Below are 22,623 nucleotides of genomic sequence, written 5' to 3' on the forward strand. Positions count from 1 at the left end.
AAATAATACCCCGCTTAATTATCTCTTAAGATTGCATTTTCAAGTACAGTATCTATATTATCTGCAAGTATATATTTCAATTTGCTTTTAACTGTCTTTGGAATTTTCAAAAGATCTTTTTCATTTTCCATAGGTATTATAACCGTATCTATACCTGCCCTATACGCTGCAAGACTCTTTTCTTTTAATCCGCCTATAGGAAGAACCCTTCCCGTTAATGTTATCTCCCCAGTCATAGCTACATTGTGTTTTACTTTATTTTTGTTAAGTGCAGATATCATTGCAGTAACCATAGTGACTCCTGCAGAAGGTCCATCTTTTGGTACTGCACCTTCTGGAACATGTATGTGCACATCATAGTTTTTATAAAATCCACTTTCTATTCCATATTTATGGGAATTAGCCCTTATATAACTATATCCTGTTTTAGCTGATTCCTTCATCACATCACCAAGTTGGCCTGTTAATTGCAACTTACCATTTCCAGGCATTACGCTTACTTCTACAGGAAGAGTATCCCCTCCGTATCCTGTCCATGCCATTCCCGTAACTACTCCCACTTTATCTTCCTTATCTACCTTATCATAAGTAAATATTTCAGGTCCAAGGTAAGATTTTACTTTAGTTACAGTAACATTTATATTTTTCCTGCCCTTTTCCATAATTTCTGCTATTGCTTTTCTTATAATGGATGCAACTCTCCTCTCAAGACTCCTAACTCCTGATTCTCTAGTGTAACTGTCTATTAACTTGTATATAGCTGAATCCGAAAAAATAATTTTATTATCCCCTACCCCATTTTGTTCTAACTCTTTAGGTATAAGATGTTCTTTACATATATGAAGTTTTTCTTCACTAGTATACCCAGATACCTCTATTACTTCCATTCTATCAAAAAGTGGTCTTGGGACAGTTTCAAGGGTATTTGCTGTAGTTATAAACATTACATTTGACAAATCAAAATCTAACTCAAGGTAATGATCTCTAAATGTGCTGTTTTGCTCACTATCCAATACTTCTAAAAGAGCATCTGCAGGATCTCCTCTAAAGTCACCACTCATCTTATCTATTTCATCTAATAAAAATAGTGGATTTTTAGATTTGGCTTGTTTCATTCCATATATTATCCTTCCTGGAATAGCCCCTACATAGGTCTTCCTATGTCCTCTTATCTCAGCTTCATCCCTTACTCCTCCAAGGGACATCCTTACAAAATTTCTATTTAAAGCATGAGCTATAGACTTTGCAATAGAAGTTTTTCCAACTCCAGGAGGTCCTACAAGGCACAGTATTGGACCTTTAAGTGATTTACTCATTTTTTTAGCTGCAAGATATTCAATTATTCTATCTTTAACATCTTTTAGTCCATAATGCTCTTTTTCAAGTATTTCTCTAACAGACTTTATCTCTAAATTATCTTTAGTTTGGGCATTCCAAGGTAAATCAAGTATCCAATCCAAATAAGTTCTTATTACCCCCCCTTCTGCAGAATAGGTTCCTGTATTTTTTAATCTATCTAATTCATACAGTGCCTTATCTTTAACATCTTTAGGAAGCTTTGCTTTACTTATTTTGTTTTTATACCTTTTCATTTCTTTTTTATCTTCGTCATCTTCCCCAAGTTCTTCTTGTATTGCCTTTAGTTGTTCCTTTAAATAATATTCTTTTTGAACTTTATCTATCTTATTTTTTACTTTTACTCCTATTTTTCTTTCTAACTTTAAAATTTCTATTTCATTTACAAGTACACTTAAAAGCTTTTTAAGTCTTTCTTCTATGTCATAACATTCCAGGATTTCCTGTCTTTTTTCTTGCTTTAGCATTAAATATGAACTTACAGTATCAGCTAATCTTCCACAATTATTTAATTCATCTAATGTTATTATTGTTTCTACTGGTATGTTTCCAGACAATTTTATGTATTCATCGAATTTATCTTTAATAGTACGGGCTAGAGCTTCACAATTTTTATTGTCGCTACACTCTTCTCCGTCTTCCAAAATCTCCACTTCTACTTTAAAAAAGGGATCTTTACTTATACACTCTTTTAATACTGCCCTTGTTTCACCTTCTACAAGTACTCTAACTGTGTCTCCCGGCAATTTCAATATTTGTTTTATATTACAAATAGTACCTGTTTCAAAAATATCTTCTTCTTCTGGTTCTTCAATTTTAGCTTCTTTTTGAGCGGTTAAAAATATTTTTTGATCTACAAGCATAGCTTCTTCTAGTGCAAGTATGGATTTTTTCCTACCTACATCAAAATGTAAAACCATGTATGGAAATACAGTAATACCCCTCAATGGAATTAGAGGAAGAACTTTTAAGTTTTTATCCATCTTTCTCTCCTCACTTTAAATAGTTTAAATTCATATATCAGCATTTTATATACTTAACTATTGCTTAAAAGAGAGTACCGAAACCAGTACTCTCTTTTTAATAACCTATGCAGTTTCAGGGCCCTTTCGTGTTCTTGATTTTTTTAATTTGATAGGTGTCCTCTTTCCATCCTCTGCCTCTATAAGTTCTGGCTTCTTTGTATCCACTGCATTCTTATCAATTATTACTTTAGCTATTTCCTCTTTTGAAGGTATATCAAACATTACATCCTTCATAGTTTCCTCTATAATAGCTCTAAGGCCTCTAGCTCCTGTATTTCTCTTTAACGCTTCATCTGATATAGCTTCCAGTGCATCTTCTTTAAATTCAAGTTCTACATCATCAAATTCAAAGAGTTTTTTATACTGTTTAATCAGTGCATTTTTAGGTTCTTTTAATATTCTTACAAGAGCACTCCTATCTAATGCCTCTAAAGTTACTATAATAGGAATTCTACCTACAAATTCTGGTATAAGTCCAAACTTTAGAAGATCTCCAGGCATTATATCTTTTAAGAGTTTTCCTATGTCTTTTTCCTTTTTAGATTGTATTTCTGCACCAAAGCCTAAAGTACTTACTCTAGTTCTACGTTCTATTATATTGTCTATGCCATCAAAAGCTCCACCGCATATAAATAATATATTTGTAGTATTTATTTGAATAAACTCTTGATGCGGATGTTTTCTACCACCCTGAGGTGGCACTGAAGCTACTGTACCTTCTAATATCTTTAACAGCGCCTGCTGTACGCCTTCTCCTGAAACATCTCTAGTTATAGATGGGTTTTCTGATTTTCTTGCTATTTTATCTATCTCATCTATATATACTATTCCATGTTCAGCTCTTTCTATATCGTAGTCTGCATTTTGTATAAGCTTTAACAATATATTTTCTACATCTTCACCTACATAGCCAGCTTCCGTTAAAGTAGTAGCATCTGCAATAGCAAAAGGTACATTTAAAAATTTTGCTAAAGTTTGAGCTAACAATGTTTTTCCTGATCCTGTAGGACCAAGTAATAATATATTACTTTTTTGGAGTTCTACATCATCATTTTGATTATTCGAATTTATTCTCTTATAATGATTATACACTGCTACAGACAGTGATTTTTTTGCATCTTCCTGACCTATTACATATTGATCAAGATAATTTTTTATTTCTACAGGTTTAGGTATAGAAGTCATATCTATTTGAACATCTTCTTCAAATTCATCACTTATTATTTCAGAACATAATTCTATACATTCATCACATATATATACGCCTGGTCCTGCAATTAATCTTCTAACTTGATCTTGTGTTTTACCGCAGAATGAGCATTTAAGTTGTTTTTTATCATCATTTTTGGCCATTTCCACACCTCACTAAAGGTTATTTCTTTTTGGTAATAACTTCATCTATCAATCCGTATTCTTTTGCTTCTTCTGCTGTCATAAAGTTATCTCTCTCAGTGTCTTTTTCAACTTTTTCAAGGGGCTGCCCTGTTCTTTCACTTATTATAGTATTTAACTTTTTCTTTATGTCTAATATTCTTTTTGCATGAATTCCAATATCAGTTGCCTGACCTTGGAATCCTCCAAGTGGTTGATGTATCATTATCTCTGCGTTTGGAAGTGCAAATCTCTTTCCCTTTGCACCAGCTGTAAGCAAAAATGCTCCCATAGAAGCTCCCATGCCTATACATATAGTGGACACATCTGACTTTATATACTGCATTGTATCATAAATTGCCATTCCTGAGGTTATTGATCCACCTGGACTGTTTATATAAAGATATATATCTTTGTCAGGGTCTTCAGCTTCTAGGAATAACAGCTGTGCTACTACCAGACTAGCAGAAACATCATTAACCTCTTCACTCAGCATTACTATTCTATCTTTTAAAAGCCTAGAATAAATATCGTAAGACCTTTCCCCTCTACTTGTTTGTTCTACAACTACTGGTACTAAACTCATAAACTCTCCTCCTCTTATATAACCATTTAAGGCAATTAATATATATTAAAATTAATTTATATCAATCTATAAGGATGAACCTTTGAACTTTTTTATTTTAAATTAATTGCCAGAAAAGCTCCTGGCAATTAATTTAAATATAATCTATGCTGTTGCTTTACTACTATCTACTAACATTTTTACAACTTTTTCATTAACCACATCTGTCTCTAAATATGATTTTTGATTATTAAAAATTATTTTTGCAGTTTTTTCTGCTTCTTTATTACCATATTGTGCAGCCATTTCTTTTGCTCTTTCCATAAGTTCATCATCAGTTGCTTCTATCTTTTCTACTTTTGCTATTTCACCAATTACTAAATCTGTTCTTACTCTTTTTTCTGCTGATTCTTTCATATATTCTCTTACTTTTTCTTCAGTATTATTTGTATATTGATAATATGTCTTAAGATCTAATCCCTGATATTTTAATCTCAATTCTAAATCTTTAAGCATAGTATCTATTTCTTTTTTTATCATAACTTCTGGTATGTTAATTTCTGCATTTGAGCAAACTTTATCTAAAACTGCTTCTTCAAATTCTCTTTTAGTCCTAAGTTCATTTGCTTCTTTTTTCTTATTCTTTATATCTTCTTTAACTTTATCTAAAGTATCAAATTCTGATATATCTTTAGCAAATTCATCATCTAATTCAGGTAGTTCCTTAATCTTTATTTCTTTAACAGTAACTTTAAATACAGCTTCTTTACCATTTAGCTCTTCTCTTCCATATTCTTTAGGGAATGTAACATGAACATCCTTTGAATCACCAGCATTAAGTCCAATTAGCTGATCTTCAAAATTATCTATGAAAGTACCGGATCCGATTTCTAACTGATAATCTTTTCCTGCTCCACCTTCAAACTCTTTGTCATCTACAAATCCATTAAAATCTATTACTGCTATATTTCCCTTTTCTATACTTCCACTTTCTTTGGTTTCTATTCTAGCATTCTTTTGCTGCATTGTCTTTAATTCTGCTTCTACTTCTTCGTCTTTTACTTCATATGTATTTTTCTTAACTTCTAAGCCTTTATACTCTCCAAGTTTAACTTCAGGAAGTACAACTACTTTTGCAGTATATATGAATTCCTTTCCTTCTCCTATTTGTACTATATCAATTTCAGGATAATCTACTGGCTTTATATCATTTTCCTTAATGGCTTGTGGATATGTATCATCACAGCAGAAATTTATTGCATCTTCATAAAATACGCCTTCACCATAGTATTTCTTTATTATATTCATAGGGGCTTTACCTTTTCTAAAGCCAGGTATATTGAACTTCTTTGCATTTTTAGCAAATGCTTTTTTCATAGATTCATTAAACTTTTCTGCTTCTACAGTTATTTCTAATTTTACAACATTTTCTTCTATCTTTTCCTTCTTAACATTCATTTATAAAATTCCTCCTACTAATTACTATACATGCTTATATCAACTATGCTATTATACCATATATTTATAAACATTCCTATATGATGTGAGCATTGCCTTTCTTTACTGCCTAAATTGTAAAACTCAATAGTGATATTTTATATAATTGCACCGTAAAATTCAACTAATATTTTAGTATATATACAATAATTATATTGTAAAAGTTAAATTCATAGTTTTACTCTATATATTTCTTATTATTGGGAATTAAAATTGGTATTATAATTATATACCAAAAATCTCAAAGTTTATAGTTTTTTTTAATTTTTACAAACACTTTTCAATATAATCTTTAGATTCTTTTAAATCATCATAGTTTTTATAATTGTCACTATACACTTCAATTATACCAACCTTATTATAATTTGCTTCCCGCAGCTTACAAAATAACTTCTTATAATTTATATCACCTTTACCTGGAAGCAAACATGAACTTATTGAATTTCTATCGTTTATATGTAAATTTTCTATAGCTCCTGACATAATATCTATATATTCTTCAGGTAACCTTCCTGCTCTATAGGCTTGCTTTATATCCAGTGTAAAGTATAGGGAATCCTCATATTTTTCTCTAAGTGTATATAAAAAATCAATATTTCCTGACATACACCAAAATACATTTTCCTGGCACAACTTTATGCCTTCTTCTCCTGCTGTATATAATAATTTATCATAAACATCAAAAACCAGATCATAGTTAATTACATTATAGAGTTTTTTATGTTTCATTCCGTGAAACGTATAGCACTTAGCTCCAACTTTTCTGGCTAGTTTACATACTTGTTTAAACTGTAAAAATGCATCATTTCTTCTCCTCTTATATTCATCAAATAAATTAGGTTCAAAAGAAGAAGAAAAAGCATGAACAGAATTTATAATAAAATTGTTCTTTAATTTTTGCTCTAAAAGTATGTCTCCAAAATTTTCACTATATTCACTGATACTATTTAAAAATACTTCTCCTAAATTAAATCCTAAATTTTTCATCAAAGCTATACTATTTTCCGTATTTACATTTGGGTAAAAGCTAGCTGATGACAATCCTATATCCATAATTCCTCCAAATTTATCATATGACTCCATTGCAAAAATAACCAGTAGAAGGATGCACCTTCTACTGGGTAACGGAACCTGATGCCGTTAAATAAACAGTTTTACCATCTACAATGGCCGTAAGTCCCTTTTCATTTATTCCCTGAAACTTTATATCTTCACCTTCTATATTCTGAACCATAACATGATTTTTATTCTGCAAGCTTTCTATCCACACGTATTTTGTAGTTTTTCCAATCCATGGGAGTTGACTTACATATGCAATATTATTGTCATCTATAAATTTAGGTGAAGAACACCATACATATCCTGGATTATTAGTTAATTGAGAATCTTTTGCTATTACAGTTCCTGTAGTAGATACATACTGTGGATTTGTTATATCCTGCTTATTTCCACTTGCATCCACTAACAATATACTCTGAGACTTATCATCAAACAAAAGTGCATTCTTACCTGATGGGCTTACATCATATGTACCGCTGCTATCTGCCTTAAATACTTTATCATTACCCTTACCTTGATATATTAAACTTACATCTTTTCCACTACTCAATTTTATTTTATATGAATTCTGACTTGCTGCATCCTTAGACTTAGTTTGAGTATTTGGTTGAGATGATTTTTGACTATCCGTATTATTTTTTGTCTGTTTGTTTTCAGAAACAATATTATTCTTTACTTTACTTGTTTCCTTTACTACATCTCTAAATGCTCCCCTTATGTAAACTACAACTAACACTGCTGCCATCAAACATACTACAATAAGTATAACTTTATTTCTCTTATGCCGCTGCATTTTCTTTTCATATTCTTTGCTAAAAATACTTGGTTTACCCACTAAAAAACTCCTCCTATACTTAGTATTAATAACTATGGGAAGTTAAATCACCCATTATAGAAAGTGGTGATTCCCTGATTAATATTCCCAAAGGATTATCCATTATATAAAATTATACACAATAAAAAATCACTATTAATTTTTCATGTATATAATAAATAATATTGTAGGAATTCATTACTTATTATACCTCAAAAATCTTATAAATAGTAATAATTTTTTGTAAAACTCCATAAAATTGTGAAAGGCTTATTTAAGCTATTTACTTAAATAAGCCTATTCCTAAAAACACAGTTAATGTGCTATAGAAATAGGCTTATTTTTAAGTAATCAATTCACAATTTCTGTGGATTTTTCTCCGTGAGCGTTATGAAAAATCTAAAATCTAATAATTTAATTGTCAATTCTGCATCGTGCATTGATTTTTTCGACTTATTTGAATACTCTACTTCCAGGCTTTACATATTCTTGTCCTTGCTTACACATAGGACAATTTTCCTTATCATAAGTGTTTATATTAAGTTTTACTGCACTATAAATTGGATATTCTATTTTGACACCTTCTGCTCTTCTGTCTACTATGCAACATATGCCTACAACCTCTCCACCTAATTCCTGAATTACCTTAGCAACCTCTACAGATGATTTTCCTGTAGTTACCACATCTTCAGAAATTATAATTTTTTCTCCTTCTTTTATTTCAAATCCCCTTCTTATAGTCATATTTCCATTTTGCCTTTCAGCAAATATTCCTGGTTTGCCCGTTTGCCTTGCAAGTTCATAGGAAACTAATATCCCCCCCATTGCAGGTCCAACTATTTTATCATAGTCAACATTCTCTAATTTGTCTGCAATAACTGCTATTACATCTTTTGCCCTGTCAGGATACTGTAAAAGTTTTGCACACTGACAATACCTATCACTGTGTTTTCCTGAAGAAAGTAGAAAATGCCCTTCCAAAAGTGCTCCTACTTCTTTCAATGTATTTATAACTAAATTATCCATAACTGTCCTCCTAAATTATTCCTCTTATTTCACTTAAATCTTTTATATTTTCATCTTTCATATATTTCTCTATACCATCTATTATATCCAAACATATGTCTGGTTTTATAAAGTTTGCAGTACCTACTTGAATTGCATAAGCTCCCGCCATTATAAATTCTATCGCATCTTGAAAGCTTACTATTCCACCTATTCCAACTACAGGAACTTTTACAGCTTTTGAAACTTCATATACCATTCTTAATGCAATGGGTTTTATTGCCGGTCCCGACAATCCGGAAGTTATATTATCAAATACTGCCTTCCTGTTTTTAATATCTATAGCCATAGCCTTAAATGTATTTACAAGGGATAAGCTATCCGCTCCTGCATCGCAGCACTTATACGCCATATCTACGATATCTTCAGCATTAGGAGATAACTTCACCATAAGTGGTTTTTTGCAGACTTTCCTTACAGCACTTACTATTTCATAGGCTACCTTTGATTTTATTCCAAAAGCCATACCCCCACTTTTTACATTAGGGCAAGATATGTTCAGTTCTATAATGTCTACATCCGAACTACTTAGCTTCTCCACGGATTCAACATAATCATCTATAGTACTTCCGCCTATGTTAGCTATAACAACTGTATCAAATTTTTTCATTTTAGGAAGTTCAAAATTTATAAAATGTTCTACTCCTGGATTTTGAAGTCCCACACTATTTAATATACCTGCTTTAGTTTCATAGCTTCTTATGCCGCCATTTCCTTCTTTTCTTTTTAACGTAAGACCCTTAGAACATATTCCTCCCAATTTTGATACATCATAAATTTGATTATATTCTTCACCAAATCCAAAGGTTCCAGATGCTCCGATTACAGGATTTTTAAAATTCACACCGCATATATCTATCAATTGGTTAAACTTCCTTTCCCCTTTTATCTTTGTGCATTTGAAATAGCATACTAACTAGTTATTTCAAACTTTTTAAAAATTACAGTACTATATCGCTTCCTAAGAAAACTGGTCCATCTTTACATGCTCGTTTATTACCTTTAATGGTACTACAAGTACATACAAGACATGCTCCCACTCCACAGGCCATACGATTTTCCATTGAAACATATACGGTTACCTGTTTTTTGCTACACATACTTATTACTTTTTTCATCATAACTTCCGGCCCACAACATAGTACAGCATCATAGAGTTCAGGCCTAAATTCATCAGTTACATAGCCCTTTGTACCTTGACTTCCCGTTTCTGTAGAAATGTATATGTCATCTACAAAAGGTTTAAATTTATCTATAGAATACACACTATCTCTAAAACCAGCATAAAGATCTAATTTACAATTCTCATGTTGTTTTCTTATGCTTTGAGCAAGATAAAACATTGGGGCAATTCCTATACCTCCTGCAATAATAGCAGTTTTTGTTTTCAAATTTTCTATATCAAATCCATTTCCCAAAGGCCCTAAAAGTTTTATTTCATCCCCCGTTTTCAATTTGCTTAACTTTTCAGTACCTTCCCCTACTACTTGATACAAAAAAACTATTTTATTTGTATCTAAATAATGTATGCTTATAGGCCTTGAAAGCAGTGGTTCTAGTTTCCAGCACCTCAGCATATAAAACTGCCCTGGTTTGCCCTTGAACTTTCCCTGAATTTCAAGTTTATAAATACCTTCAGCTGTTTTTTCATTTTTATATACTTTTTCAGTGGTATAGCTTAACTCATTTTTCAATGCATTTCTTCTCCATTTCTAAATATTTTTTGATGCCTTAAGGCATTTGAAAGAAAATAGACTAGCATACTAACTGGCTATTTCTTTGAAAATACCTTAAATATATCATCTCTAATTCTAATACACTCTTCTCTAGCACATTCTCCATAATTCTTTTCGCCATTTTTTCTTTTTCTATATGCTAGAAGTATTCCTCTTGAAGAATTCACTACACCGCCGTTGCCCTTTTTAAGATAAGCAGCAATGTCCTGAGCTGTTCCCCCTTGGGCTCCATATCCAGGTATTAAGAAAAATACACTATCTAGATTGTGTCTAAGCTGTATTCCTTCTTCCTGATGAGTACACCCTATTACCCCACCTATGGAACTGTAGCCACAGTCTCCTAAATATTTCTTTCCAAGAAAATTTACTTTTTCTCCTACTATATTGTAAAGTTTTTTATCCTCTTTAGTATCTATATACTGAATATCTTCTGCTCCTCTATTTGACGTACGTATGAGCACAAACATTCCCTTATTGTCATTCTCAATATAAGGTAAGTAAGGTTCTAATGTATCAAATCCCATGTAAGGATTTAAAGTTATAAAATCACTTTCAAATTCACCTTTAAAATGTGCCTTTGCATACATTTCCGCTGTTTTTGCTATATCTCCTCTTTTGATATCTGCAATCGTTAAAACCTTTTTATTTCTTATATACTTTAAGGTTCTACTATATGCCCTGAGTCCCTCCATACCCAAGGCTTCGTAGTATGCAATTTGTACTTTATAACAAGCTACTACATCGCAAGTACTATCTATTATAGTTTTATTAAATTCAAATACAGCATCTGCTATATTTTCATTTGAACTTAATACATGTTTTGGTATATATTCTAATGCAGTATCTAGTCCCACACATACATTTCCCTTTTTTAAAACATCATCGTACAATTTATCTATAATCATAAAAAGCCCTTTCTTTAAATATAATTTTACTTTAATTTAAAGATATTTCGATAAATTCTCATATATCTGATCGCAATATTCACATCTATAGGCACCTGTTTTTTCGTCCACCAGATTAAAAATATGAGGTATATTTTTTTCTACAGAAGTAACACATCTTGGATTTTTACATTCTATTATATTTTCAATTTTGTCTGGAAGTTTCAATTTTATCTTCTTATATATTTTTTCATCTTTTATTATATCAATTGTAATGTTAGGATCTATAAATCCAAGTACTGTAAAATCCAGTTCCAAATTATTTTCTATTTTAATTATATCTTTTCTTCCTAATTTTTCACTTACGGCATTCATTATAAGCGCCACAGAATACTTTGCCTTGTTTAGTTCTAGGTAATTAAATATTTTCATTCCGTATCCTGCTCTTATATGGTCAATTACAATACCGTTCTTTACACTATTTATTGTAAGCATGTTTATCTTCCTCCCCTACCTAATTCCAAGTAATTTCAACATTAATGCCATTCTCACATACATACCATATTTAACTTGTTTAAAGTAACAAGCTCTTGGATCACTATCTATTTCATATGGAATTTCATTTACTCTTGGAAGTGGGTGAAGTACTATCATATCCTTACCCGCTTTAGACATTTTATCTTTGCTTAATATATATATATCTTTAAGTCTTATATAATCTTCTTCATTAAAAAATCTTTCTTTCTGTACCCTGGTCATATAAAGTATGTCAAGAGAACCTATAGCATCTTCTAAATTTTTAGTTTCGCTGTAGTTAACACCTTTTCTATTTAATTCTTTTTTAACGTAATCAGGTACTTTCAATTCTTCCGGGGATATAAGAGTAAAACTATTGTTTTCATATCTGGACATGGCATTTATGAGTGAGTGTACTGTTCTTCCAAACTTCAAGTCACCACAGCAGCCTATTTTTAGATTGGATAATGTTCCTTTTATAGATTTAATGGTTAAAAGATCTGTAAGTGTTTGTGTTGGATGTTGGTGACCACCGTCTCCTGCATTTATAACAGGTACTGTAGAATACATAGATGCTATCTTAGGTGCACCTTCTTTAGGATGTCTCATAGCTATAATATCTGCATAACATCCAATTACCCTTATTGTGTCTGCTATACTTTCACCTTTTGAAACAGAACTTGAATTAGGTTCCGAAAAACCTACTACCTTTCCACCTAACCTAATCATAGCAGATTCAAAACTAAGTCTAGTTCTAGTACTTGGTTCATAAAATAAGGTTGCTAGAAGCTTTCCATCACATACCTTTGAAAAATCCTTCTCTTTTGAAATTATTTCATTTGCAAGTTTGAATATCTCATCTAATTCTTCTATTGAAAAATCCATTATATCTATTAGATGTCTTCCTTTTAACATTAATAATTCCTCCTTCTCAGCCTCTCCGTGCTAAATTTAAAGGTGTAAAAAAATGCCTTCCTTTAAGGAAGGCATTATTATACCATAATATAATAATTTTATATTCTACATATGCCTTCCTAGTCTCACAGGACTAGTTTTAAAGGTCTTTTACTGTTTAATTTTTACTGTGTTTAGGATATCACAGTTTCAAATCAAAGTCAACATGTTATTTTAATTTTGAAGCTAAAAGAGCTGCTCCAATAGCACCTGCATATCTTCCAAATTTACTGTTTTTAACAGGTGAGCTTAATTTTTTAGAAAGGGTGTTTATTATATACTTATTTTGACTTAAACCACCAGTTAAAAAATAATTAAATTCGTCTCCATGCTTTTGACATAAAGATTTTACTTTACTTGTAATAGAATCAACTACTCCAAAAGCTATATCTTCTCTCCTTGTACCATTTCCAATTAAACTTGTTATTTCAGATTCAGCAAACACAGTACACATAGAACTTATAGTAACTCCATTTCCACTCTTAGCTTTTTCACATAGTTCATCTATGGTAAAGCCTAAAGTACCAGCCATTAGCTCTAGGAATCTTCCTGTACCTGCTGCACATTTGTCATTCATAGTAAAATTAGTAACTCTACCACCTTTTATGGTAATTATCTTGGTGTCTTGGCCGCCTATATCAATTACTGTACAGTCATCTTTTAAAAGGTAGTAAGCACCTTTTCCATGGCAAGTAATTTCAGTTATAGTTTTATCAGCATAGGGAACAGATACTCTTCCATACCCCGTAGCTACTATTTTACAATTATCTTTCCCCAATCCTATTTCCTTTAGTCTATCTTTTATGACACCAGCAGTTTTTACACTGCTCCAACCTGTTGGAAGTGCAAATGTTTCCTTAATTCCACTGTCATATATACAAACTTTTGAAGCAGTAGAACCTATGTCTATACCTACGTAAATCACAAAATTCCACCTTTTATATTAAGATAAATTAATAATTAATAATGAAAAGTTAATAGTAAATGGTGATTTTTTGTAGTGTAACAAAAAAAATCCACAATAACTATTAATTCTTCATTCTTAACTATTAACTAAAAAAGTTGAGTTATTATAAATAAGGATTCACAATTTTTTTATCTACACAGTGAAAGCCTAATGTTTTTACATTATGCTGTTGTGCCATCAGCTTTATTTCTTCTTCATCCTTCTTGTTATACATTATAGATATGCCGCAGCAGGATGAAATTTCCCTAGGTGTAGGCACAATTGTATATTCTAATTTACTCCCTTTTAATAACTTTTCCATCTTTATCCCTTCAGTATGAGATGGAAAAAGTATATAGTATCTTTTATTTGACATACTATAAATCTCCTACATTATATCATCTCTAAAAATGCTTCTACTCTTGTTTTTATCTGTCCTGAATCTTCTGTAGAATAATCCGTTTCTATCTGAATTAAAGGTATATCTTTTTCTTTTAACACTTTTTCTACATCCTTATGTTCTACTGCATAAGTATGGCAAAATGAAAGATTAAAATCAATTACCCCATCTACATGATATTCATCTACATATTTTATTATATCATCAATTCTTCCTGTATTTGGGGTAAAGCAGGCACAGTTTATCTTCATATATCTGTCAGCTAAATTTTTTACTAAATCGTCTATAGTTTCTCCATCTTCACAAACTTCATTTTCAAAGTATCTAGTTCCTGTACATGTTTCTTCAACTACTACCTGTGCATTTAATCCTTCTATGATAGAATGAAGTTTCCAGTTAGGCAGTGCCATTGGGGTTCCTGTTATCATGATCCTTTTTTTACCCTCGTCTACACCTTTTTTAACTCTTTCATCCAATTCATCGCATAGTTCATTTAATTTTTCTACAAATCTATCTGGATCATCATAGAAAGCAATTTGTGATATCAATAAAACATCTAATCCACTTATTGGAGATGGCTTATATTTTCTCAAATCATATAATCTTTTAAGTGCCCTTCTCTTCGCATTTGCAGTCTTTATGCCCTGTCTTAAACTTTCTACAGTTACCTTATTGCCCGTAAGTTCTTCCATCTTGCTTATAAATTCCTTTATTTCTTCTTCCCAAGCCTTACAATTTTTTTCTCTTTTCATCTGTGGTAATTCCATAACATGAACTGGAACATAGTCATTTAATATTTCCCAAGCTTTCTTCTTTCCATCACAGGTTGTTTCTCCAATTAACATATCACACGATTGAAAATATGGACACGTTCCTCCAACTTTTGCACCCATAAGTGCCTTAATTAAAGGGCATATGTTCCTTGGTAAAACCTTTTCACCATCTTCAACCCAAAATTGAGATCCTGAGCAAAGACCTACCCCTATTGCTTTTGCTGCAAGTATAACTTCATCAGGAACAAACACACAAAATGTGCCTACTACTTTTCCACCTTGTGCTTTATAGTCATCCAGTTCCTGTATCCTTAATCCATGGACTTCAGCTACTACAAGATTAAAATAATTCATTCCCTCTGGTCTATTTTTTTGGGTTAAATAAACGCCACCGTATAATTCTGGAAGCACTTCACATAATTTATCATGTTTTTCTAGATCTATTCCCAACTTACTCCATAATTCTCTATAATCTGCCACTACATATTCCCCCTTAACTCTAGATATTATAACATTTGATTTTATGATATCACATTTAGCTCTATCCACTTATTTGATTTATAAATAGTTATAACAGCAACTATAATATATTTTTATACACACTTTCTAGGCTAAAAGTTGTCTTATATCAAATCACATAATAGCAATTTCAAATTGGCATCCCTATAGTGTTACTTAAAAAAGTAAACATATATGTAATAATTCAATCATTATGTTTAACATACTATAATAAATATTTGATATTATAATCAAATACAGATTTTATAGCTTAAAAATGGACTTATACGCAGGCATATTTTTACAATAAACAAGTACATTTAAAAACTTTGTATATAAGTCTTAGTGGAAAATTTATAAAAAACTTAGGTCTTTTGAATTGTCTGAGGTATGAGTTTTCAAAAGACCTTATGTTTTTATAAATTTTCTGCTTAGACTTATCAAAGTATTTAATCATACTTGTGGTTGTAAAAAATATCCGAAGTATAAGTCCATTTTTACTTAGAAAGTCTCTTTATTCTGCTACATCACATTGTTCCATATCTATTTCAGAAAAATGTCTTACATATGGTTTTTTATAAGCCAATTTCCATCCAATTCCACAAATTAGTCCTATTACAACAGTTAGAGCTCCTATTACAAAAACTTGATTGGGCCAATTAAATGAAACAATAACCATGCCTACGCTTCCCATAATCATTGCAAACCCACCTATAAGTGAGGATGCTGAACCTGTATCTTTCTGCTGCTGCTCAAGCATCAAGTTAGTACTTGGCGGACGCATGCAGCATGATGCTATAGTAGAAGGCAAGAGAGCTAATGCAAATACCCAAGGTTTGCTGTTATCAAATATACAAACTAATATACCGCTGGCTATCATTACAATAAAGCAAGCATCAATGATAAATTCACGTTTAAGATGACCTGCAAGCTTAAGATAAAGGAATGGACCAAATAACATTCCCACTGCATTTAAAGTAAAATAATAACTGTATACTTCACTTGTAAGTTTAAAGCCCTCTTGATATATATAGGATGATGCAGATATAAACGCCATACATGCTATATTTACTACAGAAAATATAAGTAACATAGAAAAAAATCCTGGATTCTTAAGTACTACGCCTAACCTTCCCAATGTCTGCATTACTGTTCCTTTATTGTAACTTGTTAAGGTTTCATTTAGCAATACAGATCCTATTAGAGATGCTACTCCTATAAGGGCAAGCCCCACAAATATTCCTCTCCATGAAGTTACTTTTAAAGTCCATGAGCCTAAAACTGGTGCTACAGCTGGAGAAATTACTGTCATAGATTGAACAATAGATAAAACCGATTCTCGTTTTTTGCCGCTGTAAACATCTTTAACAATAGCTGTAGCTACTGCACTAGCTGCACTTCCTCCAACAGCTTGAATAATTCTAGAAAATATTAAAAGAGTCATATTGGCCGAAAATACACACATTACACTGCCTATTAAATAAAATACAAGACCCATAATAAGTACTGGTTTACGTCCATATTTATCACTTAACGGTCCAAAAACAAGCGTGCCTATGCTAAAAAATACAAAAAACATTATAAGCGTAAGATTAGTAACAGCCTGTGATACATGGAAATATTCAGACATCATAGGCAATGCTGGAAGATAAAGATCCGTGGATAAAGGCACAAATGCACTTAATAAAGAGATAAGGATTATAAGACCTTTATTTCCTAGATATTTTTGTTTTACTTCATTACTTTTAGATGATTCTGACATATCACTTTTTCCCATAAATACCTTCCTTTCAGATTTATATATTAGCGTATAAAAATAAGCCCTACGGGCTATTATGTCAATCTATATATGGCATTTACCATATATAGCAAATCATAACATAATTCATAATACAAAATAATCAATTGCAATTCGTGAATTGTGAACTGATTTAGGTTCCATTATTTTTTAATTATTAAAGATATATAGCCGTGAATAATGTCATGTATTGCTGATACTTATCCACGGCTGCTTAATTTCTACTTTCTAAATGCTGTCTTGATCAGTTAAAATAATAGGTCCATTTTTCGTTATAGCGAGAGTATGCTCATACTGTGCTGAAAGACTTCCATCTGCAGTACGTGCTGTCCAATTATTGCTATCTACTACAGTTGAATAAGTACCTATATCTATCATAGGCTCTATAGTAATTACCATACCCTCTCTAAGTTTAAGTCCTCTTCCTGGTTTACCATAATGAGGTACACATACATCATCATGCATTACTTTTCCTATGCCATGTCCTGTATAATCTCTTACTACTGAATATCCTAGTGGCTCTGCATAGCTTTGTATTTCGTGTCCTATGTCACCTATTCTATTTCCAACAACAGCTTTCTTTATACCTCTGTAAAGACATTCTTTTGTAACCTTCATAAGGTCCTCAGCTTCCTTAGATATATTTCCTACTGCATAGGACCATGCAGAATCAGCCAACCATCCATTTAAATTTACAACCATATCTATAGTTACAATATCACCTTCTTTTAAAGGTTTGTTGCTTGGAAATCCATGACAGATCTCATCATTTACTGAAGCACAAGTAGCATACGGAAAACCCATATAACCTTTTTGCTCAGGGGTTGCCCCATTTTCTTTTAAAAATTTCTCCGTAAAAGCATCTATCTCCATAGTAGTTATACCTGGCTTAATCATTTTTCTAATTTCTTTATGACACGATGCTAGTATCTTCCCTGCTGCAGCCATATATCCTATTTCTTTTTCAGTTTTTATATCTATCAAATTTCTCGCCTCTATCTTAAAATTTATCCATACCTATTTCTATTTTAACATATTAATCTAAAAAAAACTGTTGTCAATTATTAATTATTATATACTACAGTTTACATATTTTCTACAGTTTTGTATTATAAACCTCGAAAATACTTTACAGCCTGATTATCAAACTATTTTTTTGTTCTTAACTCCACTATATAATTTAAATCCCTGTCCTAAAACTTCATGGGTATCACTTATTATTATAAATGAGTCTTTATCGATATTTTTTATGAAAGTTTTAAATCTGTTCAATTCTGATTGATCCATAACTACCATTAAAACTGTACGTTTTTCTTCAGTATAACCACCAAAACCAGACAGCACGGTAACCCCTCTGTTTAAATCCTCTAATACAGCTTTTTTTATTAGTAGTGATCTATCAGAAATTACAAAGGCAACTTTTGATCCACTAAATCCTAGCTGTATTAAATCAATAGCCTTACTAGTTATATATATGGATATAATCGCATAAAGTGCTTTTTCTGCACCAAATACAAAACCAGCACAAATAATTACAGATCCATCTATTAATCCTTGAGAATTTCCAATGCTCAAAGCTGTATATTTATTGGCAATACTAGCTATTATTGAGGTTCCCCCTGTAGATCCATCACTTTTAAAAACTAAGCCAAGTCCTATACCTGATAGTACTCCTCCATATATAGCACCTAAAAGAGGATTTAATGTCAAAGCATGAAAATGTGTTGTAAAAAGTATGCATAAAGGTAGAACCAAAGAGCCAAATACAGTTCTCATTGCAAATTTTTTCCCCATAAAAAATAATCCTACAAAAATCAGCGGAATATTTGCACACCACTGGGTAATAGCAGGCTCTACACCAAATACATGCTGTACTAGTATTGATATTCCAACCGTCCCACCAGAAGCTATTTCATTAGGCTTTAAAAACAGATTAAATCCAAAGGCTACTATTATACATCCTATCATCATTTGTAAATACTGTTTTATATATTGATAGATAGTACTTTTATTAGTCCAAACATTGTGCTTTGTCATTTTCAATTTCCTTTCCATGAAAATCATCTAAACTTTTAAAAGCCCTATAGCATAAAACTATAGGGCTTTAGTAAACACCGTATTATCTTCTGAATCCTCTGTTGTTCTGTTGTTTTCTTTTTCTTCTACAATCAGGACATCTCTGAGGTTCATTTTCAAAACCTTTTTCTTTATAAAATTCTTGTTCGCCTTCAGTGAATACGAATTCTTCTCCACAGTCTTTGCAAACTATAGTTTTATCTGCCATTTAAACATACCTCCTTTTCCAAAAATCAAGATCTAAAACGATTCACAAATATATTTCTAAAAGAGATATGTTGTTCATCTAATCAAATCTAAGCATTAGTTATTACTAATACTTATTCAGTGTATCATACTAGTATTTAATTTGCAATATAATTGACCTCATTTTAATAAACTTCATCAATTATATAGCTGCTCCTATCCCTATTTCCTTTGGCCTGTTTTTTTAAAGTACTCATATATTCACCAATTTCATCTACATCTTTAAATCTATTGACATTTCCGTACATTCCTCCAAATGCAATTGATGTAAGTGGAAAGATATCCTTATTACCCTTTCGATCAAAGGATTCTATGTAATTATTTTCTTTATCTTTTTCATTGAAAAAATTAAGTATTTTCAAATCAAATTCACGGATCATCTCTTCACATAATTTATAACACTTAGCAGCAGTATCTTCTATTATACACACAAAATCATCTCCTCCTAAATGTCCTATAAATCTATTGTATGGAAAAGATTTCTTAATCTTATTTTCTAAAAAAATTGAAGTGAATTTTAATACCTTATCTCCATTTTCAAAACCATAGGTCTTTTTAAGAACACTGAGATTCCATATTTTGTAGCAAGCATAGAATCAAGATTGTGTTTCATAATTAAACCTGTGGGAAAATCTTCATTTACTATACATACTCCTGTAACACTTGATTGTTCAAAAAATTTTTTTATATTTTCACTTTTAGTTGATCCCGAAAATGTTTTATTTTCTTGGGCAATATCTCCAATATAACTTTTTTCAAATTTAACTTTGTTATCAGATATTTTATTATAATCAATTATTTTTTCTCTTACATTTTGAGGAATATCTAAAAATGTTCCTGCTGGTCTTTAAAGAAAATATCCCTGTCCAGCACAAACACCTATTTCAATTAAAGTTAAAAGTTCTTCTTTCGTTTCAATCCCTTCTGCAATAAGTTTCATATTAGTAGATCTTGCCAAAGTTACAAATGTTCTCATAAGTTCCTGTTTAAATAAATCTTTATCTACATTTTTTATGAGAGAAATATCAATTTTAATATACTGAGGTTTTATTTCCATTAAAGTTTTAAGGCCTGAATAACCTGCCCCTGTATCATCAATTGCAATTTTATATCCTTGATTAATATAATTTTCAAGGGCATTTTTAAAACTTTTATAATCTTCTATAGCAGTTTTCTCCGTAATTTCAAAAATAATTAAGTCTGGAGACATATTGTGTTTCTTTAAAAATCCTTTGTAAACCCACTTTTAAATCTTTCATCTCTAAATATTTTAGGATCTACATTTATAAATAGTAATTTATTTTTATCAATTGAATTTGCCTTTTCAATGCTTTTACCCTACACAAAAATTCAAGTTCCCATGTTTTATTATACTTTTCTGTAGTCGAAAAAAGTTTATCTGGGAAATACAAAGGTGAACCTTCAGGTCCGCGGCTAAGTGCTTCGTATCCTATAACAAAACCATTTTTCAAAGAAACGATAGGCTGAAAAACAGTATTGATACTTTTTTCCGCTAATATTTTCTCAAGTTCATTCTCTATGCTCATTTAATACACCTCATTAATTTGACTTCAAAAAAAGTATACATTTTACAAGTTAACTATATGTTATCTATACCATAACAGTTTGTTAAAAACATTAAGTTCTAGTTACTAAATAACCCTATTTTCCATATGCATCAGTAACACTTTTAACCTACATTACATATTTTACAGTAGTGAAAGAACTTTAGCCTAGACTAACAAATTTTTTATAAAGAAGGTAAGTTTAGAATATGGAAAACGAGTTAAATGTATTGAAGAAAAATAGAGGAATACTTGGGAAAAGCCGTGAATTATCCAAATTTTTAGGGCCTGCTTTTATAGTAAGCGTGGCTTATATAGATCCTGGAAATTTTGCTACAAATATAAGTGCCGGCTCCCAATTTAACTATACTCTCCTATGGGTAATCCTGTGGAGCAATATAATGGCCATCTTCCTCCAGTCCATGTCTGCAAAGCTAGGCATTGCCACAGGACACAACCTACCTGAAATGTGTGGAATGATTTTTTCAAAAAAAGCCAACTGGTTTTTATGGATTTGTGCCGAACTTGCTGCTATGGCAACAGATTTGGCAGAATTTCTAGGCGGCACTCTTGGATTGTATCTACTATTTAAAATTCCTATGATTTATGCAGGTCTTCTCACTGGATTAGCAACTTATATCATTGTATATATGGAGAAATATGGTCAAAGGATAATAGAAGCAATAATCACTACATTAGTAACTGTTATATGCATTGCATATTCTATGGAATTATTTATAGCTAAACCTGATTGGACAGCTGTTGGGATACATACCCTTGTTCCCATACTGCCAAATGGAAGTGCTGTATTGATAGCTGTAAGCATGTTAGGAGCTACTGTTATGCCCCATGTTATATATCTGCATTCTCAATTGGTTCAAAGTCGTAATCATAGAAATGACAGCATAAAAGCTAAGCTTAGTCACTTAAAAATGGAGAGAATTGACATAATAATTGCCATGAACATTGCATTTATCGTAAATGCAGCAATGGTAATAGTTTCAGCTGCAGTATTTTATAAAAATGGAATAGCTGTAGACTCCATCGAACAGGCACATAAGTCTCTAGAACCACTAGTAGGTTCCTTATCCAGTGGAATTTTTGGCATAGCCTTAATTGCATCTGGATTGTCTTCATCTGCAGTAGGAACGTTAGCAGGACAGACTATTATGAAAGGTTTTGTAAATCTAAATATACCACTTAATGTTAGAAGACTTATAACTATGACACCTGCAATGGTTATTATATGTCTTGGAATGAATCCAATGAAAGCTTTAGTGCTAAGCCAGGTTGCATTAAGTTTTGCCCTCCCCCTTGCAATAATACCTATGCTGCTTATAACCAGTCGAAAAGATCTCATGGGTAACCTTGTCAATAAGCCTCTTACAAAAACTGTAGGATGGATTATAACCTGTGTAATAATAGGGTTAAATGCTTTACTCATATGTTTAACTTTTACGGGCAATGTTTAATACAACA

Annotated in this window: 23 protein-coding genes; 1 reads left to right on the top strand and 22 read right to left on the bottom strand. The window is 31.5% G+C overall.

Annotated features, from left to right (window positions below):
- Positions 1 to 14: 14 nt before the first annotated feature.
- From lon to CLJU_RS23215, 22 genes are all read right to left on the bottom strand, one after another.
- The gene (gene lon, locus CLJU_RS17540; RefSeq protein ID WP_013240186.1) at positions 15 to 2,339 is read right to left on the bottom strand and encodes an endopeptidase La; all 2,325 of its coding nucleotides are present in this window, start codon (positions 2,337 to 2,339) and stop codon (positions 15 to 17) included.
- A gap of 105 nt (positions 2,340 to 2,444) precedes the next feature.
- Positions 2,445 to 3,734 (bottom strand): ATP-dependent Clp protease ATP-binding subunit ClpX, encoded by a 1,290-nt coding sequence (gene clpX, locus CLJU_RS17545; RefSeq protein WP_013240187.1) that lies wholly within the window; start codon positions 3,732 to 3,734, stop codon positions 2,445 to 2,447.
- A 19-nt stretch (positions 3,735 to 3,753) separates the two neighbouring features.
- Positions 3,754 to 4,338, bottom strand: coding sequence for an ATP-dependent Clp endopeptidase proteolytic subunit ClpP (gene clpP, locus CLJU_RS17550; protein WP_013240188.1), 585 nt, complete (start codon positions 4,336 to 4,338; stop codon positions 3,754 to 3,756).
- A 144-nt stretch (positions 4,339 to 4,482) separates the two neighbouring features.
- Positions 4,483 to 5,775 (bottom strand): trigger factor, encoded by a 1,293-nt coding sequence (gene tig, locus CLJU_RS17555; protein WP_013240189.1) that lies wholly within the window; start codon positions 5,773 to 5,775, stop codon positions 4,483 to 4,485.
- A gap of 306 nt (positions 5,776 to 6,081) precedes the next feature.
- Entirely contained in the window at positions 6,082 to 6,867 is a 786-nt protein-coding gene (locus CLJU_RS17560) for a sugar phosphate isomerase/epimerase family protein (protein WP_013240190.1), read from the bottom strand.
- A gap of 61 nt (positions 6,868 to 6,928) precedes the next feature.
- Complete coding sequence (locus CLJU_RS17565; protein ID WP_013240191.1) at positions 6,929 to 7,708, bottom strand: hypothetical protein; 780 nt, start codon at positions 7,706 to 7,708, stop codon at positions 6,929 to 6,931.
- 432 nt (positions 7,709 to 8,140) lie between these two features.
- Positions 8,141 to 8,713: an orotate phosphoribosyltransferase gene (gene pyrE, locus CLJU_RS17570; RefSeq protein WP_013240192.1), complete on the bottom strand. Its 573-nt coding sequence runs from the start codon at positions 8,711 to 8,713 to the stop codon at positions 8,141 to 8,143.
- A gap of 10 nt (positions 8,714 to 8,723) precedes the next feature.
- Positions 8,724 to 9,614, bottom strand: coding sequence for a dihydroorotate dehydrogenase (locus CLJU_RS17575; protein WP_013240193.1), 891 nt, complete (start codon positions 9,612 to 9,614; stop codon positions 8,724 to 8,726).
- A gap of 79 nt (positions 9,615 to 9,693) precedes the next feature.
- Positions 9,694 to 10,446, bottom strand: coding sequence for a dihydroorotate dehydrogenase electron transfer subunit (locus CLJU_RS17580; protein ID WP_013240194.1), 753 nt, complete (start codon positions 10,444 to 10,446; stop codon positions 9,694 to 9,696).
- Between the two features lie 77 nt (positions 10,447 to 10,523).
- Positions 10,524 to 11,393: an orotidine-5'-phosphate decarboxylase gene (gene pyrF, locus CLJU_RS17585; protein WP_013240195.1), complete on the bottom strand. Its 870-nt coding sequence runs from the start codon at positions 11,391 to 11,393 to the stop codon at positions 10,524 to 10,526.
- Between the two features lie 36 nt (positions 11,394 to 11,429).
- Positions 11,430 to 11,867, bottom strand: coding sequence for an aspartate carbamoyltransferase regulatory subunit (locus CLJU_RS17590; protein ID WP_013240196.1), 438 nt, complete (start codon positions 11,865 to 11,867; stop codon positions 11,430 to 11,432).
- 15 nt (positions 11,868 to 11,882) lie between these two features.
- Complete coding sequence (gene pyrB, locus CLJU_RS17595; RefSeq protein WP_013240197.1) at positions 11,883 to 12,803, bottom strand: aspartate carbamoyltransferase; 921 nt, start codon at positions 12,801 to 12,803, stop codon at positions 11,883 to 11,885.
- Positions 12,804 to 13,011: 208 nt separating this feature from the next.
- The gene (locus CLJU_RS17600) at positions 13,012 to 13,767 is read right to left on the bottom strand and encodes an acyl-CoA dehydratase activase (protein WP_013240198.1); all 756 of its coding nucleotides are present in this window, start codon (positions 13,765 to 13,767) and stop codon (positions 13,012 to 13,014) included.
- 145 nt (positions 13,768 to 13,912) lie between these two features.
- Entirely contained in the window at positions 13,913 to 14,164 is a 252-nt protein-coding gene (locus tag CLJU_RS17605; protein ID WP_013240199.1) for a putative Se/S carrier protein, read from the bottom strand.
- Positions 14,165 to 14,181: 17 nt separating this feature from the next.
- The gene (locus tag CLJU_RS17610) at positions 14,182 to 15,441 is read right to left on the bottom strand and encodes a double-cubane-cluster-containing anaerobic reductase (protein ID WP_013240200.1); all 1,260 of its coding nucleotides are present in this window, start codon (positions 15,439 to 15,441) and stop codon (positions 14,182 to 14,184) included.
- A 532-nt stretch (positions 15,442 to 15,973) separates the two neighbouring features.
- Positions 15,974 to 17,236 carry a multidrug effflux MFS transporter gene (locus CLJU_RS17615; RefSeq protein WP_013240201.1) on the bottom strand — a complete coding sequence of 421 codons (1,263 nt, stop codon included), beginning with the start codon at positions 17,234 to 17,236 and terminating at the stop codon, positions 15,974 to 15,976.
- A gap of 249 nt (positions 17,237 to 17,485) precedes the next feature.
- Positions 17,486 to 18,241 carry a type I methionyl aminopeptidase gene (gene map / locus CLJU_RS17620; RefSeq protein WP_013240202.1) on the bottom strand — a complete coding sequence of 252 codons (756 nt, stop codon included), beginning with the start codon at positions 18,239 to 18,241 and terminating at the stop codon, positions 17,486 to 17,488.
- 159 nt (positions 18,242 to 18,400) lie between these two features.
- Positions 18,401 to 19,294 carry a YitT family protein gene (locus CLJU_RS17625; protein WP_013240203.1) on the bottom strand — a complete coding sequence of 298 codons (894 nt, stop codon included), beginning with the start codon at positions 19,292 to 19,294 and terminating at the stop codon, positions 18,401 to 18,403.
- Positions 19,295 to 19,376: 82 nt separating this feature from the next.
- A complete protein-coding gene (locus tag CLJU_RS17630) occupies positions 19,377 to 19,541 on the bottom strand; it encodes a zinc-ribbon domain-containing protein (protein WP_013240204.1) in 165 nt (54 codons plus the stop codon).
- Between the two features lie 163 nt (positions 19,542 to 19,704).
- Complete coding sequence (locus tag CLJU_RS23070; protein WP_144289726.1) at positions 19,705 to 20,157, bottom strand: diguanylate cyclase domain-containing protein; 453 nt, start codon at positions 20,155 to 20,157, stop codon at positions 19,705 to 19,707.
- Between the two features lie 269 nt (positions 20,158 to 20,426).
- Positions 20,427 to 20,789 (bottom strand): EAL domain-containing protein, encoded by a 363-nt coding sequence (locus CLJU_RS23210; RefSeq protein WP_013240207.1) that lies wholly within the window; start codon positions 20,787 to 20,789, stop codon positions 20,427 to 20,429.
- 73 nt (positions 20,790 to 20,862) lie between these two features.
- On the bottom strand, positions 20,863 to 21,126 hold the full coding sequence (locus CLJU_RS23215; RefSeq protein WP_013240208.1) for an EAL domain-containing protein: 264 nt from the start codon (positions 21,124 to 21,126) through the stop codon (positions 20,863 to 20,865).
- Between the two features lie 227 nt (positions 21,127 to 21,353).
- Between CLJU_RS23215 and CLJU_RS17640 the strand changes: the two genes are divergently transcribed.
- Positions 21,354 to 22,616, top strand: a complete 1,263-nt coding sequence (locus CLJU_RS17640; protein ID WP_013240209.1) for an Nramp family divalent metal transporter — start codon at positions 21,354 to 21,356, stop codon at positions 22,614 to 22,616.
- Positions 22,617 to 22,623: the final 7 nt, after the last annotated feature.

The sequence above is a fragment of the Clostridium ljungdahlii DSM 13528 genome, assembly GCF_000143685.1.
GTDB lineage: Bacteria > Bacillota > Clostridia > Clostridiales > Clostridiaceae > Clostridium_B > Clostridium_B ljungdahlii.

Bases quoted from the DNA above. Each gene is read 5' to 3' on its own strand.
- clpP (WP_013240188.1), bottom strand. From the start codon at position 4,338: ATGAGTTTAGTACCAGTAGTTGTAGAACAAACAAGTAGAGGGGAAAGG.
- CLJU_RS17640 (WP_013240209.1), top strand. From the start codon at position 21,354: ATGGAAAACGAGTTAAATGTATTGAAGAAAAATAGAGGAATACTTGGG.
- pyrB (WP_013240197.1), bottom strand. From the start codon at position 12,803: ATGTTAAAAGGAAGACATCTAATAGATATAATGGATTTTTCAATAGAA.
- CLJU_RS17615 (WP_013240201.1), bottom strand. From the start codon at position 17,236: ATGGGAAAAAGTGATATGTCAGAATCATCTAAAAGTAATGAAGTAAAA.
- pyrF (WP_013240195.1), bottom strand. From the start codon at position 11,393: ATGATTATAGATAAATTGTACGATGATGTTTTAAAAAAGGGAAATGTA.
- pyrE (WP_013240192.1), bottom strand. From the start codon at position 8,713: ATGGATAATTTAGTTATAAATACATTGAAAGAAGTAGGAGCACTTTTG.
- CLJU_RS17605 (WP_013240199.1), bottom strand. From the start codon at position 14,164: ATGTCAAATAAAAGATACTATATACTTTTTCCATCTCATACTGAAGGG.
- CLJU_RS17625 (WP_013240203.1), bottom strand. From the start codon at position 19,294: ATGACAAAGCACAATGTTTGGACTAATAAAAGTACTATCTATCAATAT.
- CLJU_RS17590 (WP_013240196.1), bottom strand. From the start codon at position 11,867: ATGCTTACAATAAATAGTGTAAAGAACGGTATTGTAATTGACCATATA.
- CLJU_RS23215 (WP_013240208.1), bottom strand. From the start codon at position 21,126: ATGAGCATAGAGAATGAACTTGAGAAAATATTAGCGGAAAAAAGTATC.
- clpX (WP_013240187.1), bottom strand. From the start codon at position 3,734: ATGGCCAAAAATGATGATAAAAAACAACTTAAATGCTCATTCTGCGGT.
- tig (WP_013240189.1), bottom strand. From the start codon at position 5,775: ATGAATGTTAAGAAGGAAAAGATAGAAGAAAATGTTGTAAAATTAGAA.
- CLJU_RS17560 (WP_013240190.1), bottom strand. From the start codon at position 6,867: ATGGATATAGGATTGTCATCAGCTAGCTTTTACCCAAATGTAAATACG.
- CLJU_RS17630 (WP_013240204.1), bottom strand. From the start codon at position 19,541: ATGGCAGATAAAACTATAGTTTGCAAAGACTGTGGAGAAGAATTCGTA.
- CLJU_RS23210 (WP_013240207.1), bottom strand. From the start codon at position 20,789: ATGTCTCCAGACTTAATTATTTTTGAAATTACGGAGAAAACTGCTATA.
- lon (WP_013240186.1), bottom strand. From the start codon at position 2,339: ATGGATAAAAACTTAAAAGTTCTTCCTCTAATTCCATTGAGGGGTATT.